The organism is Pontimicrobium sp. IMCC45349, from assembly GCF_047219225.1.
GTDB lineage: Bacteria > Bacteroidota > Bacteroidia > Flavobacteriales > Flavobacteriaceae > IMCC45349.
This window is the reverse complement of record NZ_CP178208.1, coordinates 2,139,934-2,159,427: the sequence shown is the minus strand read 5'-3', so window position 1 is coordinate 2,159,427 and position 19,494 is coordinate 2,139,934. Positions and strand designations below refer to the sequence as shown.

Sequence of the window (19,494 nt, the reverse complement as noted above, 5' to 3'; positions counted from 1 at the left end):
GACTTGATATTAAGCTAGTTTTGCTCTTACAATAGTAGAAATGGTTTTCCCATCTGCTTTTCCAGTAAGCTCTTTACTCACTAATCCCATAACACGTCCCATATCTTTCATTCCCGAAGCTCCAACACTTTCTATAGTCATTACAACTACCTTTTCTATTTCTTCCTCACTTAATGCTTCTGGTAGAAATTGACCTATCACTTCAGCTTCAGCTAATTCTGGCTCAGCCAAGTCTTTTCTATCTTGTTCTTCAAAAATAGCAGCACTATCCTTACGTTGCTTTACCAACTTTTGAAGTATTTTTAATTCTTGTTCTTCAGTTAATTCAGCTTTAGCTCCAGATTCGGTTTGCGCTAATAAAATTGCTGATTTCACAGCTCTTAAGGCTGTTAATGCCACTTGATCTTTAGATTTCATAGCTGCTTTCATAGCAGTCATTATATCTTTTTGTAAACTCATTGTATAAAATTTTGTTGGTACGAAGATACGAAAAGAAAACCCGAAAATATGAGGGTATATTTTCGGGTTATAACGAAGTTTCGACACTAAAAAGTTGACTTGCTATTAATCTACATTATCGTGTAAAAATGAATTATTACTTCGCAATTGGATATCGTCATTATCATCTAAACCAATAGACATTCGTGACGCATTATTCTCTGAGGAATGTTGCACATCGTCAAGGTTAACTCCTTGTCTTTTATATGCTGGTTCCTTTTCTATATCATCAATTTTTGAGTTGTTGAATTTATAATTAAAATCCTTCATTTTACGTCGTCTTTCATCAGCTCTTTCTTTTAATAAGTCTGAAATTGGACTATTCATTGGATCTAACTCTTCTACAACTTTTTCTTCAGCTACATGTTCTTCAACAATTTTCTTTTCAAAAACAATATCTTCTTCAACTTGAACTTGAGTATCTTTTTTAGCTACATACTTTTCATTAGTTTGCTCTAATATAATATGGTCATCTAAAGTGTATCTCGTTTCTCCTTCTTCATTAGCCTCAGTAACAGTGATTAACTCTACATAGTCATTTACTTGAACATCTTTTATATCATCATCTAAAGAGAATATTACCTTTTCTACTTCTTCTGGCTCTTCAATTTTAGGCTCAGGTGTTGTTGTTAAAGGCAAATCAAATGACAATACAGTTTGCTCTTCAACTACATCTTCAACAGCTTTTGTATTGGTTGGCTCTACTTCATTAATAATGAAATCTTCTTCTGTAACATTTAGAAGCACTTCATCGTAAACAACATTAATATCTTTAATAACATCTGTTGTTGGAATTAAATCCATTTGCGGTAATTGCGTTGTCTCTTCAACCTCTTCTTCTAATGTATGTACAATTTTTTCCTCCTTCTGTTCAAGAATAATATCAGGCGTAATGATAGCTGGATCTTTATCAGATAAATCCTGCTCCATTATTTGCTCATCTTCTAAAGCATGCACTACTTTTTTAGCTTCTGTATTAGTAATATCATTTTGTTGATCTACATTAAAACCCGTTGCTATAATCGTTACTGCAATAGCCTCATCAAGTGCTTCATCTTCACCAACACCCATGATAATATTCGCTCCATAACCAGCTTGTGATTGAATATGATCATTGATTTCTCCAATTTCATCTATAGTGATTTCTTGTGAACCAGAAACGATCAGCAACAATACGTTTTTAGCTCCTGTAATTTTATTATCGTTAAGCAGCGGTGAATCTAAAGCTTTCATAATAGCATCTTGAGCTCTGTTTTGACCAGAAGCTATAGACGACCCCATAATAGCTGTACCACTATTACTTAATACTGTTTTAGCATCACGTAAATCGATGTTTTGTGTATAGTGATGTGTAATTACTTCTGCAATACCACGAGCTGCAGTAGATAATACTTCATCTGCCTTTGAGAAACCAGCTTTAAAACCTAAGTTACCATAAACCTCACGTAACTTGTTATTATTAATAACAACTAAAGAATCTACAACAGAACGCAATTTTTCAATTCCTTTTTGCGCTTGTGCGTTTCTTATTTTTCCTTCAAACTGAAAAGGCATTGTTACAATACCTACCGTAAGAATATCAAGCTCTTTAGCCATTTTAGCTATAATAGGAGCTGCTCCAGTTCCTGTTCCACCACCCATTCCAGCAGTTATAAATACCATTTTGGTATTTGTATCTAGCATAGTACGAATGTCTTCTAAACTTTCTACTGCAGCTTGTTCTCCAATATCTGGATTAGCACCTGCACCTAACCCTTCAGTAAGGTTAACCCCTAATTGGATTTTATTTGGCACTCCACTATTATTTAATGCCTGAGAGTCTGTGTTACAAATTACAAAGTCAACGCCTTTAATTCCTTGTTGGAACATGTGGTTTATTGCGTTGCTACCTCCTCCTCCTACACCAATCACCTTGATGACGTTAGATTTGTTTTTTGGTAAATCGAATGTAATACCAAAATCGTTGCTGTTACTCATATAATTAGTTTTACTGGTTTAATTTTTCTTTATAAAACCTGTTAGTTTTATTCAATGGTCTATTAATCTATTTACAATAAATACTAGAATTTTTATTCTGCATTATCTAAAAAATCTTTTACTCGTTCTGTTAGCTTATCTAAAAATGATTTTCTTTCTTTTCTTGGTTGTTGCTCTACTTCTTGAGCTTCACTTATAGTTGTCTCATCCTCTTCTACAACCTGTTCTTCAACTACTTCTTCTTCAACAGCTTCAACACGTTTTTTGTCTTGACGCTTTAACCCATCCATTACCAACCCTACTGCTGTAGCAAATAATGGACTTGTTACATCATCATCACTATCACCAGCTAAATGCTCATTAGGATATCCTATTCTGGTATCCATTCCTGTGATATATTCTACTAACTGTTTTAAATGTTTTAATTGGCTACCACCACCTGTTAAAACTATACCACCAATTAGTTTTTTCTTTTGCTCGTCGTGTCCGTAGTTTTTTATTTCCACATACACCTGTTCAATAATTTCTACAACTCGCGCATGAATTATTTTAGATAGGTTTTTAAGTGTAATTTCTTTAGGTTCTCTTCCTCTTAATCCAGGAATTGATACTATTTCGTTATCCTTATTTTCACCTGGCCACGCAGAACCAAACTTTATTTTTAATAATTCGGCTTGCTTTTCAATAATTGAACAACCCTCTTTTATATCTTCTGTGATTACATTTCCTCCAAAAGGAATTACTGCCGTATGACGAATAATTCCATCTTTAAACACAGCTAAATCTGTTGTTCCACCTCCAATATCAATTAAAGCTACTCCTGCTTCTTTTTCCTCTTGACTCAATACTGCATTAGCAGATGCTAATGGCTCTAAGGTTATACCTTCCAATCCTAAGCCAGCACTTTTAACACATCTTCCAATATTTCTAATAGAAGACACTTGTCCAACAACAACATGAAAGTTAGCTTCTAATCGTCCACCATACATTCCAACAGGTTCCTTTACCTCTGCTTGTCCATCTACTTTGTATTCTTGAGGTAATACATGTATAATTTCTTCTCCTGGAAGCATAACTAACTTATGCACTTGATTAATTAACCTATCGATATCATCTTCATCGATAACCAATTCAGAATTTGCTCTAGTTATATAATCGCTATGCTGTAGACTTCTAATATGTTGTCCAGCAATTCCAACCGTAACTTCTTCAATTTTATAACCTGAAGCAGCTTCGGCTTCCTGAACAGCTTGTTGAATAGACTGAATTGTTTGCGTAATATTATTTACTACACCTCTATGCACTCCTAAACTCTTAGATTTTCCAATACCAAGGATTTCTAGCTTTCCGTAATCATTTTTACGACCAACCATAGCCACAATTTTTGTGGTTCCTATATCTAAGCCAACTGAAATATTATTAGTCTCCATAATTTACTTTTTAGTGCATACAACCTGATTTTCAAATTGCAAATTCACTTTACTATAATCATTAAGCGCTTTATCTTTTTTTGCTTTTTGATAAAAGGCTTTTAGGTTGTTTATTTTTTTATCTAAATGACTTAGGTCTCCTAAGTACACTTGAAAATCTAAAACTCTTAGTTTTAGTGTTATTGTTTGATCTTCATGTTGATATATCTCAACTACATGCTTTTTTAAAAACGCATCGTTATAAATTTTACTTGCTATTTTATAAACATTTTCAAGCTCATTTTTAACAACAAAACCTCTAACCAATGGCACACGAGCTGAATGATTTAAAGACAAAGGCATAAATAAACCTTCATCATCTACATAGTAGGATGCATTTGTGTTTACTCTTGCTATTGGCTTTCGTTGCACAACATCAGCCCTAACCTCACCATTCACAGTAAGATACACTTCTGCTGTTTTTATCATGGCATTAGATTTTAGGGCAGATTCTAAGCCATTCAAATCTAAAATATCTTTGCGCACATTCGTAGCCTCATTGCTATTTTGTATTAACAATTTATTAACCGTTTCATGCGTGATATATAGGTTTTCATCCCCTAAAAAGTTAACTGAAGGATCAGCTACTTGTCTTGTACCGTTTCTTTGTGAAGAAAACGCATACAAAAACACTACTAAAACTAGTAACAACAAGGCTTTTATGTAGTTCCAATTAACTCGCAACGCTTAACTTTTTTTTTATAGATTCCACTTCTGCACCAATATCTCCAGCTCCTAAGGTCATCACAACAGGAAATCCTTCTTTTTCTATTTCTGCAACTATATCATTTTTAGCAATTAATGCTTTATTTTTATTATCTATTTTATCCAATAACCATTGCGAATTCACACCAGAAATCGGCAACTCTCTAGCGGGATAAATTTCAAGCAATCTTACTGCATCAAATTGTGATAAACTATCTGCAAACTCATTAATAAAATCCCTTGTTCTAGTAAATAAGTGAGGTTGAAACACCACCAATACTTTTTTACCTGGATACATCTCCCTTACCGCTTGATGTACCGCGTTAATTTCTTCTGGATGATGTGCATAATCATCAATAAATACTAAATTTTCACTTTTAATTTGATAGGTAAACCTTCGTTTTACACCTTTATAAGATGCTAAAGCTCTGGCAAGGCTATAAGGAGCGCAACCATATTCTATAGCCATTGCCAGTGCGATTAAAGCATTCGACAAATTATGTCTACCAGGTAGGTCAAATTTTAAGTTTTCAATATTTTGACTAGGTGTTTTTAATGTAAACACATAGCTTCCGTTTTCTATTTTTATATCTGATGCTGTATAATCTGCTTCTTCGTCAACAGCATAAGTTACACCTTTAATTGGCAAGCCTTTTTTAACAAAGAGCTTTCCGTTTGGTTTTATCTTTTTTGTAAAATCTCTAAAAGAAGTTTCTAAAGCTTCTTTTTCGCCATAAATATCTAAATGATCAGCATCCATTGAAGTAATACAAGCATAGTCTGGAGATAAGGTTAAAAAAGAACGATCAAACTCATCTGCTTCAACAACTGACACCTTATTACCACTTAAGATTAAGTTTGAGTTGTAATTTTCGGAAATACCGCCTAAAAAAGCTGTCATTTCTACACCACATTCATTTAAAAGATGCCCTAAAATACTTGTTGTTGTTGTTTTACCATGTGTTCCTGCTACAGCCAAACAAACTGTACTTTGGGTAATTAAACCTAACACCTCCGAGCGCTTTACAACTGTAAAATTCTTTGCTCTAAAATAGCTCAACTCAGTATGCGAATCTGGTATTGCTGGCGTATAAACCACTAACGTATTTTCAGGATTTAAGAACCCTTTTTGAATCTCTTCAACATTATCATTAAAACGTATTATAACTCCTAAATCCTCAAGTGCATCAGTTATTCTAGTTTTTGTTTTATCATAACCAGCAACTTGCTTGTCATTAGCCACAAAATAACGTGCCAAGGCACTCATACCAATACCACCTATGCCTACAAAATAAACGTTATGTATGTTATCTAAATTCACTTACTTCTTTAATAATTTTTCTACTTCATCAACTATATCACCTGTTGCATTTGCTAATGCTAATTCTTTTATATTACCAGCCAATTCTTCTTGCTTTTCTTTGCTATTCACCAATTGAGAAAATTTATTTTCAAAATCAATTTCTAAATCAGTTTCCTTCAACAATACAGCTCCTCCCTTTTCTACAATTGCGTTTGCATTTTTTGTTTGATGATCTTCAGCCACATTAGGTGACGGTATAAAAATTGTTGGTTTACCTACAATACACAACTCTGAAACCGAGCTTGCACCTGCTCTAGAAATAATAACATCTGCCGCAGCATAAGCCATATCCATTCTATTTAAGAAAGCATGTACTTGCACATGTTCTAGCTTATCATATTTTTTATATTCATCATAATACAATTTCCCACATTGCCAAAGGACTTGTACGTTTTGCGTTTGAAAAAACTCTAACTTTTGTTCTATTAGTTGATTTATCCTTCTTGCTCCTAAACTACCTCCTAAAACCAATAGAATATTTTTACTATGTTTTAAATTAAAAAAGTCTTTTCCTTCAATTGATTTACCTTCAGTATGGAGTAAATCTTGACGAACTGGGTTTCCAGTCTTTACAATTTTGCTTTTAGGAAAAAATCGCTCTAAACCATCATAAGCCACACAAATTGTATTTGCTTTTTTAGAAAGCAACTTATTTGTTATTCCTGGATACGAATTTTGTTCTTGTATTAAACTAGGTATACCTTTTGAAACTGCCATTTGCAATAAAGGTCCACTAGCGAACCCTCCAGTTCCAATTGCCACATCTGGTTTAAATTGTTTTAAGATGCGCCTTGACTTTAACAAGCTACTAATTAGCTTGAATGGGAAAGACAAATTCTTTAATGTAAGCTTACGCTGAATCCCAGAAATCCAAAGCCCCTCAATTTTATATCCAGCCTGCGGTATTTTTTCCATTTCCATTTTATCATTAGCGCCAACAAACAAAAATTCGGCATCTGGATAACGCGATTTCAGCTCATTAGCTATTGAGATAGCTGGATAAATATGACCTCCAGTACCTCCTCCTGATAATATGATTTTGTAATTACTCATTATATTGTTTCGCTTAAAATTTCAAGCGGGTTTTCTTCTATATCTTCCTGTTCCTTAATTTCTTGTCGTTTAGCACTTACACTAAGAATAATTCCTACTGCCAAACATGTCATCCAAATAGATGTTCCACCACTACTTATAAGCGGCAACGTTTGTCCAGTAACCGGAAACAACTCTACTGCTACAGCCATATTTATTAATGCCTGAAACACAATTGGCAAGCCAACACCAATCACTAATAATTTTCCAAAAATGGTGTCTGCTTTATGTGCCACAATTACAATTCTAAAGAGCAACCATAAATACATTACCATTAAAAATAAACCACCAATTAAACCATATTCCTCAATGATAATAGCATAAATAAAATCGGATGATGATTGTGGTAAGAAATTCTTCTGAATACTTTTTCCAGGGCCTACTCCCTGTATACCTCCAGAGGCTATTGCAATTTTTGCTTTTTCAATTTGATAATCCTCTTCAGTATCTTCTCCATTTAAGAAGTTTTCAATTCTGCTTGTCCAAGTATCTACTCTATTTGGCATCAAGTCTGGAAATGCTTTTGCAGTTAAAATAAAAAGCGTTAACACCAATAATCCCGAACCAATAATAATTCCTAAATACTTTATAGGATAACCTCCAAGAAACGCCAACACTACAATCATTGTAAAAATAATAGCAGTAGTTGAAAAATTAGCTGGTAAAATTAGCGCTAAAACTATAAATACAGGTGTCCACAAAGGCAAAATCGTTTCTTTGAATGTTACCTGTTTATCTTTTATTTTAGAAAGATACCTAGCGACATAAACCATTAAAACAACAGCTGCTAAGGTTGAAGGTTGAAATGTAAACCCTACCAATGGCACTCTAATCCATCTACTAGCATTTGCACCACCAATAGTATTACCTTGAAGCATAGTAACAATTAGCAATACTAGAACCACAGGAATCATAACCATTGACAAACCTCTAAAGTACCTATAAGGTACACGATGCACACCATAAATGATTACAAAACCTAAGAACAAATGCACAAAATGTTTAACAAAATAATTAAAGGTACTTCCGTCCACACTTAGATTTGCCAAATTACTAGCAGCACTATATACAGGCAAAAATGAGAATATTGCTAACAAAGCAGCAATTGCCCAGATTAAACGATCTCCTTTTATGTTGTTAAACAACTGTTGCATTATAAATTTCTAACAGCTTCTTTAAATTGACGTCCTCTATCTTCGTAATTATCAAACAAATCAAAACTTGCGCATGCTGGTGACAATAACACATTATCTCCTGCTTCAGCAATTTTGTAGGCAATCTTAACTGCTTCACTCATAAACTGAGTTTCTACAATTACATCTACCATATTTCCAAAGTTTTCAAACAACTTTGCATTATCTGTGCCTAAGCAAATAATTGCTTTTACTTTTTCATTTACGAATTGAAATAACTCTCTATAATTATTTCCTTTATCCACACCTCCAACAATCCAAACTGTAGGTGCTCCCATGCTCTCTAAAGCAAAATAAGTAGCATTAACATTTGTTGCTTTTGAATCGTTAATGTATTGCACTTTATTAATTTTAAGCACATTTTCTAAACGATGCTCAGCACCTTGAAAATTCTCTAAACTTTCACGAATAGTATGCTTTCTTATTTTTAATAAGTGCGCCACAGTTGAGGCTGCCATGGCATTTTTTACATTATGTTTTCCTTGTAATGCTAATTTTGTTGTTGGCATAATTATCTGGCTATTATCAATTAATATTTTTATGTTTTTATTTTCTAAATAAGCTCCTTGCTCCACTTTCTTTGTTAAAGAAAATGGCAATAATGTTGATTGAACTGGATTTTCATTCAAGTAGTCTGTGATTACTTCATCATCGGCATCATAGATTAAATAATCGTTTTTCGTTTGATTTTTTGCTATTCTAAATTTTGAAGCGATGTAATTTTCAAACTTATAATCATATCTATCTAAATGGTCTGGTGTAATGTTTGTAATAATGGCTATATGTGGCTTAAAATTTTCAATTCCATCCAATTGAAAACTGCTTAACTCAAGGACAAAGTTTTCACTTTCATTTTTCACTACTTGTTTCGCAAAACTATCTCCAATATTTCCTGCCATTGCTACATTTAAATCCCCTGATTCAAGTATATGATGCGTTAACATTGTAGTGGTAGTTTTGCCATTACTCCCTGTTATTCCCACTATAGTCGCTTTAGTAAATTGTGCTGCAAATTCAATTTCAGAAATTACAGAAACACCTTTTGACTTAAGTTTTTTCACCAACTCAACTTTATCAGGAATTCCTGGACTTTTCATTACAACATCTGCATTTAGAACTTTAGATTCAGTATGCTGTTGCTCTTCCCATTCAATCTCATTATGTACAAGAACTTCTTTATATTTATTTTGAATCTTTCCCTTATCAGAAAGAAATACTTCATATCCTTTTTCTTTTCCTAAAAGCGCTGTTCCTACACCACTTTCTCCTCCTCCTAATACGACTAGTCGTTTCATCTATCTAATTTTCAATGTCACAATAGTCATAATAGCTAATAGAATACCTACAATCCAAAATCGTGTTACAATTTTACTTTCGTGATATCCTGATTTTTGATAATGGTGATGCAATGGCGACATCTTAAAAATGCGTCGTCCTTCACCAAATTTCTTTTTTGTGTATTTAAAATATCCTACCTGTAGTACTACTGATAAGTTTTCAGCTAAAAAGATGCCGCATAACAATGGAATTAACCATTCTTTTCGCACAGCAATCGCTATCACGGCAATGATTCCTCCTATAGTTAAGCTTCCTGTATCACCCATAAACACTTGTGCTGGATATGTATTATACCACAAGAACCCAACTAAAGCCCCAACAAAGGCAGCTATGTAAATTGTAACCTCCTCGACTCTAGGTATGTACATAATATCCAAATAGCTCGAAAAAATAACATTACCCGAAACCCAAGCAAAAATCCCTAACGTCAATACAATAATTGCTGAAGTTCCTGCAGCGAGACCATCTATTCCATCGGTAAGATTTGCTCCATTAGAAACTGCTGTTATAATAAAAATAGTAGCTAGTATAAATATTATCCAAGCATATTTTTCTAGATCTGGGCTTATCCAAGTAATTAAATCTGCATAATCAAACTCATTTCCTTTTACAAATGGTATAGTTGTTTTTGTAGATTTAGACTCCTTTTGAAGAAGCTCAAACGGAGAAATATTTGGATTTTCTGCAACTAACTCTTGCTGTTGCTCAACAGGAAACTTTTCCTTAATAGTTACATCGTTATGAAAATATAAAGTTGCGCCTACTATAATTCCAAGTCCCACTTGACCCAAAATTTTAAACCTTCCTTTTAAACCTTCTTTATCGTTTTTAAACTTCTTGATATAGTCATCTATAAATCCAATAACTCCCATCCAAACAGTAGTAACAAGCAGTAAAATAATATATATGTTATCTAACTTAGCAAGTAATAACACAGGAATAATTGTAGCAAGAATTATAATAACACCTCCCATTGTTGGTGTCCCAGCTTTTTCTTGTTGTCCTTCTAAACCTAAATCTCTAATAGTTTCACCAACTTGCTGTTTTCTTAAGAAATTAATGATTCGTTTACCATAAATTGTAGAAATAAGTAACGACAAAATAATAGCAACTGCTGCTCTAAACGTTAAGAACCCAAAAAGTGATGCGCCAGGAAACTGGAACTCTTTTTCTAAATATTCGAATAAATAATACAGCATTCTACTTTTGTAATTGTTTTAATAATTCTTCTACTATTTTATAATCATTAAAGTCTGATCTCACACCATTAATCTCTTGGTAAGTTTCATGACCTTTTCCCGCTATTAGTATGATGTCGTTAGGATTAGCTAATTGACATGCTGTTTTTATAGCTTGCTTTCTATCTACTATTGACAACGTTTTTTTGAAATTTTGCGGCTCTACACCAGCTTCCATATCTTCTATAATTTGCTCTGGGATTTCGGTACGTGGATTATCACTAGTGAAAATCACCTTAGTACTTAAAGCTGATGCAATGTGCGCCATTTTTGGTCGCTTTGTTTTATCTCTATCACCTCCACAACCAACTACTGTAATTAAATCTTCATTTTTAGTTCGGATACTATTAATGGTTTCTAATACATTTTTTAAAGCATCTGGTGTATGAGCATAATCGACAATAGCTGTAATTTTTTCGTCTGAAACTAAGTACTGAAAACGTCCACTTACACTTTCCAATTCACTCATTAACCTCAATATCTCAACCGTTTCAAGACCTAATTGTTCTGCTGTACCATAAATCGCCAACAAATTGTAGGCATTAAAATTTCCAATCAACTTAGTCCAAACATCATTATCATTAATCTTTAATAACAACCCATTTAGTTGATTTTCTAAAATTTGCGCTCTATAATCTGCATAACTCTTCAAAGCATAAGAACATTTTTTTGCCTTTGTATTTTGAAGCATTATCTGCCCATTCTTATCGTCTATATTAACCAGTGCAAAGGCAGATTTTGATAAATTATCGAAAAAGGATTTCTTAACATCTCTATACTCTGCGAATGTTTCATGATAATCTAAATGATCATGAGAAAGGTTTGTAAAAATTCCTCCAACAAACTCCAATCCTTCTGTCCTAAACTGATGAATTCCATGAGAACTCACCTCCATAAAACAAAACTCCACACCTTCATTATTCATTTCACTTAAATACTTATTTATCGTCAATGAATCTGGCGTTGTATGTGTTGCCTTATATTCTTTGTCACCAACCAATATTTTAACAGTGGACAACAATCCTACCTTATAACCAGCATTTTTAAACAACTGATACAATAAAGTTGCTATTGTAGTTTTACCATTAGTACCAGTAACTCCTAGTAATTTTAAATTAGCTGAAGGCACCTCATAGTAGTTTGATGCCATAATTGCTAAAGCCTTAGCTGAATTATCAACCTCAACATAAGTTACACCTTCAATAGTTGTCTCTGGAATTATTTCACAAACAATTACCATTACTCCTTTATCAATAACTTTATCGATAAAATCGTGACCATCTACAACAGTACCCTTAATAGCTACAAATACGTCTCCCGATTCAGCTATACGTGAATCGAAATGAATATTATTAATAGTAACATCTGTATTACCTACAACTGCATTAATACCAACCTTATATAATATGTTTTTTAATACTTTCAAGACAATTCTAAGACTATAGTTTGTTGACCTTTTAACTTAACACCCTTCTTTACAGATTGCTTTTTCACTCTTCCATTACCCACTAACTTCACTTTCATTCCCATATTTTCAAGAATAGTTAATGCATCCATTGCTGGCATACCAGTTACATCTGGCATGATTGTTTTATATTTTTGAGCCGTATCAAAATACCTTTCAAAATTATTATCTACTGAAGTTGTTGCTACCTCTAAATCTTCTACAGCATCCACTAAAGGTGTATCTGTATATATTTTTTGTGCAATTTTTTTGAATACAGGACCAGACACATCCGCTCCATAATAACCAACACTAGTATCTGGCTTATGAATTACAACTATACATGAGTATTTTGGCTCTTCAGCTGGAAAATAACCTGTAAAAGACGAAATGTAACGCCTGTTCTCACTCCAGTCTTTCATCCAATACTCTGTTTGTGCTGTACCTGTTTTTCCTGCCATTGAAAAATCTTCAGAATATAAACGATGGCCTGTACCATGTTTCTTTTCAACCACATTTTTCAGCAACTGTTGAAGCTTCACTATAGTTTCTTTAGAACAGATTTGCTCATTTATTACTTCTTTATCAAAAGACTCTATCGTTCTCCCGAACTCTTTTACTTCCTTTAAAAATCGCGGCCTTACCATTTCACCATCATTAGCCACGGCATTATAAAAAGTTAAAGCTTGTAATGGTGTTAATTGCACATTATACCCATAAGCCATCCACTGCAAAGCAATTCCACTCCACTTTCCATTCTTAATTCTTGGATCTGGAATTACAGGTTTTCCCTCTCCTATTAATGGTAACTTTAATGTATCCTGTAAATTCATTGCATACAAACCATCCACAAATTTCTTAGGGTTGCTATTATAATTTTCATGAATAGCCTTTACAATTCCAGTATTGGAAGACACTTCAAAAGCTTTAGCTAATGAAATTTTACCATAACCACCACGCTTCGAATCTCTAACCTTTTTACCATAAAAAGACAACACACCCTTTTCGGTGTCTATAATTGCAGTAGTATCTACTACTTTATCCTCAAGTGCTACAGCCAATGCCATTAATTTAAATGTAGAACCAGGTTCATGCGATTCACCAACAGCATAATTTAAACGTTCATAGTACTTTCCCTCTTTATTTCTACCAAGATTAGAAATAGCTTTCACCTCACCCGTTTTAGTTTCCATCACCACCACACAACCATGATCTGCTTTATACTTTTCTAACTGCTCCAACAAGGCATGATGCGCTATATCCTGAATATTAACATCTATAGTTGTATAAACATCTAAACCGTCTTTTGGCTCTATTTGATTATAATCTTCAATTGGCTTCCATTGTCCTTTACCTATTTTCTGCTTTAAGCGCATGCCATCAGTCCCTCTTAAGTATTTTGCCCCAAAAGCCCCATCAATACCTGCTCTTGTCACATGTCCTTCCTCATCAAAACGCTCATAACCTATTGAACGTTCAGCAATTCCTCCCATAGGATGTTCACGCTTTGTATTTTGTTCAACAATTAAACCTCCTTTAAAAGCACCTAGTTTTAACAATGGAAAATTTCTAAATCTCAAGTAATCAGAATACCCAAGATTTCTAGCCAATAAGAGATATCTATTCTTATTGCTTCTCGCTTTCCTTAATTTATTTTGATAGTAACTTAATGTATTCACATTACCGAAATACACTTGCAAAGAATCGCAAAGTCCTTTAAGATTTTCTTCGAATGTTTTATCTGAAGATGTTACAGCATCCAACCTAATATCGTATTTAGGCACCGACATTGCTAACAAGTTGCCGTTAGCAGAATACACATTACCTCTATTAGCTGGAATTACTATATTTTTAATTGTTCGTTCCTCAGCCAACTCTCTATATTCAGCTCCTTGAACAAACTGAATTTTCACCAATTTAAAAACCACCAAGAGAGCGAAGATGAACATACATCCTGCTATAAAATATAATCTATTTAATATGTTCTTCTCGTTTACTGCCACTTACGAACTTTATCTTTGTGATTTTACTATTATCTTTTTTGGCGGATTTCCCGAAGGAATCACTCCTCTATCTTTCAACTTGGATCTTACCGACGATTCCATCTTTAATCCCATCAACTTCTCCCTACTCTCAGCAAAAGCAGATCTCAACTCTTTCACTTCTTCATTCAACCTTGCAATTTCATGCACTTTCCTGTCAGCACTATGCGAACTTGCTATCATAACTACAGCTAAAGCAGACAAAAACAGAATAAGCCTCCAGTTTTTAAACGAGTCATCGCTTACTAGAAATGTTCCTTTTAAAACACTGTAAACATTTTTTTTCATTAACTATAATTTTTCTGCTATTCTAAGCTTTGCGCTTCGCGCTCTATTGTTAACCTTAATTTCTTCTTTAGATGGCACTATTAGCTTACCCACTTTTTTTAATGGAACTTCCACATTCCCAAAAACATCTTTTTCAGGCTCTCCCTCAAACATCCCACTTCTAATAAAACGCTTAACCAACCTATCCTCTAAAGAATGATAGGATATAAAACTTAATCGACCTCCTTCTCTCAACAAATCTGGAGTTTGCAACAAAAACTCTTTCAAAGCCTCAATCTCCTGATTTACCTCGATCCTAACAGCTTGATAGATTTGCGCTAAAATTTTATTCTCTCTCCTTGGAGGTAAATATTTTTTCAACACTTCTTTCAAGTCGTTAGTAGTTTCTATCGTTTTGTTTTTTCTTTCAGAAACTATTGTTCTAGCTAAAGCTGGCGCTTGCCTAAGCTCCCCATACTGCCAAAACACTTTTCTTAACTCTTCTTCCTCATAGTCATTAATTACACTATGAGCCGAAAGTACGTCTTGCTGATTCATTCTCATATCGAGAATTGCATCAAATCGAATGGAAAATCCGCGATCAGGTTCGTCGAATTGATGCGATGAAACACCAAAATCAGCAAGAATACCATCAACAGTCTTTACTCCATGAAACCTTAAAAAACGTTTTATGTACCTAAAATTTTCATTTATAAGCAAAAACCTGCTATCATCAATTTTGTTTAAAAGAGCGTCTTGATCCTGATCGAATGCTATTAATCTTCCTTTATCTCCTAGTCGGCTTAAAATTTCTCGACTATGTCCACCACCACCAAAAGTGACATCAACATATACTCCGTCTTCTTTAACATTTAAACCGTCTACTGTTTCTTTTAATAATACTGGGTTATGATATTCCATCTCCATCGTCTTGTCCCATTACTTCTTCAGCTAAATCTGCAAAATCACCTGCAGCATCATCAATAGCTTGTTCATATCTATCTTTATCCCAAATCTCAATAATATTGACTGCTGAAGCCACTACAACATCTTTTGAAATTCCAGAAAATCCAATTAAATCTTTTGGAATCAACAAACGCCCAGAAGCATCTAGCTCAATAAATTTCACACCAGCAGTAAACCTTCTAATAAAATCATTATTCTTTTTCTTGAAACGATTTAACTTATTTACATTTTGCATCATCGCCTCCCACTCATCCATAGGATACAATTCTAAACAAGGTTGAAATACCGCTCGCTTTAACACAAAACCTTTTTGAACCACAGGAGACAACTGCTTCTTCAAAGCAGAAGGCATCATCAGCCTTCCCTTTGCATCTGCTTTACATTCGTATGTCCCAATTAATGAATTCAATTAAATCTAGTTTGCGTATATAGAATTCAAATCTAATAAAAATTTTACCACTTTTTACCACTTTTTACCACATTGTTAATAAATTTCTACCAAAAACGCATTAATTCGACAAAAAACACTTGAAAAACCTAGTACTTAAAAGATTTTCAAATAGTTAGACTATAGTTGTTTTTAATTAACAACTATTGAATTTAACACTTAAAAACCATGAAATCACTATTTTTTTTCTCGTACGCTAGACATACTATTTCTCTTACGTATTTGTAAGTTATTGGGATAATTAATTAAATAAAATTGTGTAGATTTGCTTTTAACAGAAATGACTAACTAATAGATGGAACACACTTTAAAAAAAGAAGGTGATTATAGTTTTGTAGAAGTAGGAGAAGGCACTCCAATCATTATTCTTCATGGATTAATGGGAGGCTTAAGTAACTTTGAAGGCGTTACTAATTTCTTTAGCAAAAATGGCTATAAAGTTGTTCTTCCTGAACTTCCAATCTACACAATGTCATTACTAAAAACCAATGTTAAAAGCTTTGCTAAATTCCTTAAAGATTTCATCGATTTCAAAGGTTACAAAGAAGTCATTTTACTTGGAAACTCACTAGGTGGACATATTGGTCTTTATCACACAAAACTTTTTAGTGAAAAAGTTAAAGCCTTAGTTATAACTGGAAGTTCTGGACTTTATGAGAGTGCTATGGGAAGCGGCTACACTAAAAGAAGCGATTATGAAGTGATTAAGAAAAAGGCACAAGATGTGTTTTATGACCCAGAAGTTGCTACTAAAGAAATTGTTGATGAAGTGTATGCAACTGTTAACGATAGAAACAAATTAATAAAAACCTTAGCCATTGCCAAAAGTGCTATTAGACATAATATGGCTAAAGATTTACCAAAAATGCATACACCTACTTGTATTATTTGGGGAAAGAATGACAATGTTACACCGCCAAATGTAGCTGAAGAATTCAATGAACTTTTACCAGATTCAGAGTTATTCTGGATAGACAAATGTGGGCATGCAGCCATGATGGAGCATCCTGACACATTTAACAAAATACTACACAGTTGGTTAACTAAGAGAGGATTTTAACACCTTATTTTATCATGCAGATTAAATCGGCAGAATTTGTAGTTAGCAATCAAGATGTTGCTAAATGCCCAAACAACAATTTACCAGAGTATGCTTTTATAGGCAGAAGTAATGTAGGAAAATCTTCCTTAATCAACATGCTTACCAATCGTAAAAGCTTAGCTAAAACTTCAGGTAAACCAGGAAAAACCCAATTAATAAATCATTTTATTATTAATAAAAACTGGTACTTGGTGGATTTACCTGGATATGGTTATGCTAGAGTGTCGAAATCTGAAAAAAAGGTGTTTCAAAAATTCATTACCTCCTATTTTGAAAAACGCAAACAATTAGTATCTGCATTTGTATTAGTAGATATTAGGCACAAACCTCAACCAATAGACACTCAATTTATGGAATGGCTTGGAGAGAACATGATTCCTTTTTCAATTATATTCACTAAGGCAGATAAATTAAAACCAAAAGCTATTGAAAACTACATTAACGACTACAAAGAAATAATGTTAGAAACTTGGGAAGAAATGCCTAATTACTTTATCACATCCTCATCTAAACACATAGGTAAAGATGAGCTATTAAATTATATTGAAACCATCAATAACGACCTAAACGCTAACGCTTAATCCATTACTTCTATTAAAGGTTGACCAGTAGCACCATTAGGAAAGCTAATTCCTAATAATGCAGAAATTGTAGGTGCAATTTGTGTGATTGTGGTTTTCTCAAAGGAACTTCCTTGATTTATACCTTTACCAAAAAATAATAATGGCACATGTGTATCGTAATTCAAACCTGAACCATGAGTAGACCCTGTTCTACCATACGATATATATGCTGGATCATATATTATAAGAATATCTCCTGAGCGTTTTTGATTAAACCCATTTTGAAGCAATAACTCTATTCCATAAGAGAATGATGTTGTACTCATTGTTGTGGCAGAATATGCTTTATCTACATTATCGTATGTAATAATTTCATTTATAATCGCCTCTTGTATATCGCTTAAGTCTAGCTTTAATTCTGTAATTTTCGTTCTATTTAAAAATATTTGATTATTGCTTACATTTTTCACTAAATCGGTTGTTCCATAAGTCTTTACTAAAAACATTGTCAATTGCTCTTTAGCTTTATCATTATCTAAATATCCAGCAGGAATATTCACACTATTTAAATATGAAGGCACATCAACAGCACCATGATCTGCTGTTAAGAATACAGTATATTGTCCCTTACCTACTTTAATGTCTAATTCATTTAATAAACGCTCAATCTCTTTATCTAATCTAATATAAGTATCTTGAACCTCTTTTGAGTTCACTCCAAAGTTATGCCCAACGTAATCTGTACTTGAATAACTTACTGCTAACACATCAGTAATAGCATCTTTACCTAATTGCTCTTCTTTAATAGCAGCAATGGCAAAATCAGTAACTATACTATTTCCATAAGCTGTCGATTTTAATAAATCATACCCATTATTAGATTCTTTTAAAGCAGCCAGATCGTATGGAAATGTAGCAGTCTCTTTTCCTTTAAAACCGCCTTCAAAAGCATTTAAATCACTACCACTTTCTGTATACGTGTCAATATCATACATCGTATCCCAAGTAGTTAAATATTTCGCTACACTTTTTTCTTTATTAAACTCTTTCACCCATTCAGGTAAATCATTCATATAAAAAGAACTTGTTATCCAATTTCCTTCTTCTTTACCTTGAAACCAATAAGCAGCATTTGCAGTATGTCCAGCTGGTAAAACAGCACCTCTATCCTTAATTGAAACTCCTATTGTTTTACCTTTCATTTGAGTAAACAATCTATTTTCATCAGCAAAAGAAGTTGTTTTCATTCTATGAGGTGACATTTGTCCTGCTGAAGAAGTTGTTCCTACAGATTGTACCGAATCATCACCTGCACAATACACTCTTTTATCAATAGTTTTATCATACCAACTATTAGCAATTACACCATGATTTTTAGGTGTTGCTCCTGTATATACGGAGGCATGACCTGGCCCTGTATAAGTTGGAATATAATTAAAGTGATTATTTTTAAAATTAAAACCTTCGTTTATTAGCCTTAAAAAGCCACCTTTACCATACTTACTTTCAAAACGGGTTAAATAATCGTATCGCATTTGATCTACAACAATACCAACCACTAATTTTGGCTTATCATTATTATGTACAACTACATCCTTTTCAACTACTGTAGTTGTCACATTTTGAGCACTACATGAAGCACAAACTAGTACTAATATAAAAGCGTATAAAAATTTATTCATCTCAACAAAAAATTTAATGGCTCAAAAATACGTTTTTTATGGTATCTTAATTTAATTTAATATTAAATAAGTCATACTTTTTTATACTTTAGCAGTAACTTAATTGC

17 protein-coding genes are annotated in these 19,494 nt (G+C 33.3%); 2 read left to right on the top strand and 15 right to left on the bottom strand.

Features of this window, described 5'->3' with window-relative positions; all coding sequences use genetic code 11:
- Nucleotides 1-9: 9 nt before the first annotated feature.
- The 14 genes from ACLII3_RS10070 to mraZ form a co-directional block, all read right to left on the bottom strand.
- The gene (locus ACLII3_RS10070; protein WP_412984101.1) at nucleotides 10-459 is read right to left on the bottom strand and encodes a GatB/YqeY domain-containing protein; all 450 of its coding nucleotides are present in this window, start codon (nucleotides 457-459) and stop codon (nucleotides 10-12) included.
- Nucleotides 460-564: 105 nt separating this feature from the next.
- Nucleotides 565-2,475, bottom strand: a complete 1,911-nt coding sequence (gene ftsZ, locus ACLII3_RS10065) for a cell division protein FtsZ (RefSeq protein WP_412984100.1) — start codon at nucleotides 2,473-2,475, stop codon at nucleotides 565-567.
- Nucleotides 2,476-2,567: 92 nt separating this feature from the next.
- Entirely contained in the window at nucleotides 2,568-3,905 is a 1,338-nt protein-coding gene (gene ftsA / locus ACLII3_RS10060; RefSeq protein WP_412984099.1) for a cell division protein FtsA, read from the bottom strand.
- A gap of 3 nt (nucleotides 3,906-3,908) precedes the next feature.
- Complete coding sequence (locus ACLII3_RS10055; RefSeq protein WP_412984098.1) at nucleotides 3,909-4,595, bottom strand: cell division protein FtsQ/DivIB; 687 nt, start codon at nucleotides 4,593-4,595, stop codon at nucleotides 3,909-3,911.
- 22 nt (nucleotides 4,596-4,617) lie between these two features.
- Nucleotides 4,618-5,970, bottom strand: a complete 1,353-nt coding sequence (gene murC / locus ACLII3_RS10050; protein ID WP_412984097.1) for a UDP-N-acetylmuramate--L-alanine ligase — start codon at nucleotides 5,968-5,970, stop codon at nucleotides 4,618-4,620.
- Entirely contained in the window at nucleotides 5,971-7,065 is a 1,095-nt protein-coding gene (gene murG / locus ACLII3_RS10045) for an undecaprenyldiphospho-muramoylpentapeptide beta-N-acetylglucosaminyltransferase (RefSeq protein ID WP_412984096.1), read from the bottom strand.
- Complete coding sequence (locus ACLII3_RS10040; RefSeq protein WP_412984095.1) at nucleotides 7,065-8,258, bottom strand: FtsW/RodA/SpoVE family cell cycle protein; 1,194 nt, start codon at nucleotides 8,256-8,258, stop codon at nucleotides 7,065-7,067. The genes murG and ACLII3_RS10040 overlap by 1 nt, the downstream gene beginning before the upstream one ends.
- A complete protein-coding gene (murD, locus tag ACLII3_RS10035; protein ID WP_412984094.1) occupies nucleotides 8,258-9,592 on the bottom strand; it encodes a UDP-N-acetylmuramoyl-L-alanine--D-glutamate ligase in 1,335 nt (444 codons plus the stop codon). The genes ACLII3_RS10040 and murD overlap by 1 nt, the downstream gene beginning before the upstream one ends.
- The gene (gene mraY / locus ACLII3_RS10030; protein WP_412984093.1) at nucleotides 9,593-10,834 is read right to left on the bottom strand and encodes a phospho-N-acetylmuramoyl-pentapeptide-transferase; all 1,242 of its coding nucleotides are present in this window, start codon (nucleotides 10,832-10,834) and stop codon (nucleotides 9,593-9,595) included. It lies immediately after the preceding gene.
- A gap of 1 nt (nucleotide 10,835) precedes the next feature.
- Nucleotides 10,836-12,299 (bottom strand): UDP-N-acetylmuramoyl-L-alanyl-D-glutamate--2,6-diaminopimelate ligase, encoded by a 1,464-nt coding sequence (locus ACLII3_RS10025; protein WP_412984092.1) that lies wholly within the window; start codon nucleotides 12,297-12,299, stop codon nucleotides 10,836-10,838.
- Nucleotides 12,296-14,266, bottom strand: a complete 1,971-nt coding sequence (locus ACLII3_RS10020; protein WP_412987911.1) for a penicillin-binding protein — start codon at nucleotides 14,264-14,266, stop codon at nucleotides 12,296-12,298. Before ACLII3_RS10020 ends, ACLII3_RS10025 begins: the two co-directional genes overlap by 4 nt.
- Nucleotides 14,267-14,329: 63 nt before the next feature.
- Nucleotides 14,330-14,647 (bottom strand): FtsL-like putative cell division protein, encoded by a 318-nt coding sequence (locus ACLII3_RS10015; protein WP_412984091.1) that lies wholly within the window; start codon nucleotides 14,645-14,647, stop codon nucleotides 14,330-14,332.
- Nucleotides 14,648-14,650: 3 nt separating this feature from the next.
- Entirely contained in the window at nucleotides 14,651-15,547 is an 897-nt protein-coding gene (gene rsmH, locus ACLII3_RS10010; protein WP_412984090.1) for a 16S rRNA (cytosine(1402)-N(4))-methyltransferase RsmH, read from the bottom strand.
- Entirely contained in the window at nucleotides 15,534-16,001 is a 468-nt protein-coding gene (gene mraZ, locus ACLII3_RS10005; RefSeq protein ID WP_412984089.1) for a division/cell wall cluster transcriptional repressor MraZ, read from the bottom strand. The genes rsmH and mraZ overlap by 14 nt, the downstream gene beginning before the upstream one ends.
- A gap of 334 nt (nucleotides 16,002-16,335) precedes the next feature.
- On the opposite strand from mraZ, the gene ACLII3_RS10000 reads away from it, so the two are divergent.
- Together ACLII3_RS10000 and yihA are read left to right on the top strand one after the other, a co-directional pair.
- Complete coding sequence (locus ACLII3_RS10000; RefSeq protein WP_412984088.1) at nucleotides 16,336-17,100, top strand: alpha/beta fold hydrolase; 765 nt, start codon at nucleotides 16,336-16,338, stop codon at nucleotides 17,098-17,100.
- Nucleotides 17,101-17,114: 14 nt separating this feature from the next.
- Complete coding sequence (gene yihA, locus ACLII3_RS09995; protein WP_412984087.1) at nucleotides 17,115-17,723, top strand: ribosome biogenesis GTP-binding protein YihA/YsxC; 609 nt, start codon at nucleotides 17,115-17,117, stop codon at nucleotides 17,721-17,723.
- On the opposite strand, the gene pafA is transcribed toward yihA, so the two are convergent.
- Entirely contained in the window at nucleotides 17,720-19,387 is a 1,668-nt protein-coding gene (gene pafA / locus ACLII3_RS09990; protein WP_412984086.1) for an alkaline phosphatase PafA, read from the bottom strand. The genes yihA and pafA overlap by 4 nt on opposite strands.
- Nucleotides 19,388-19,494 lie beyond the last annotated feature (107 nt).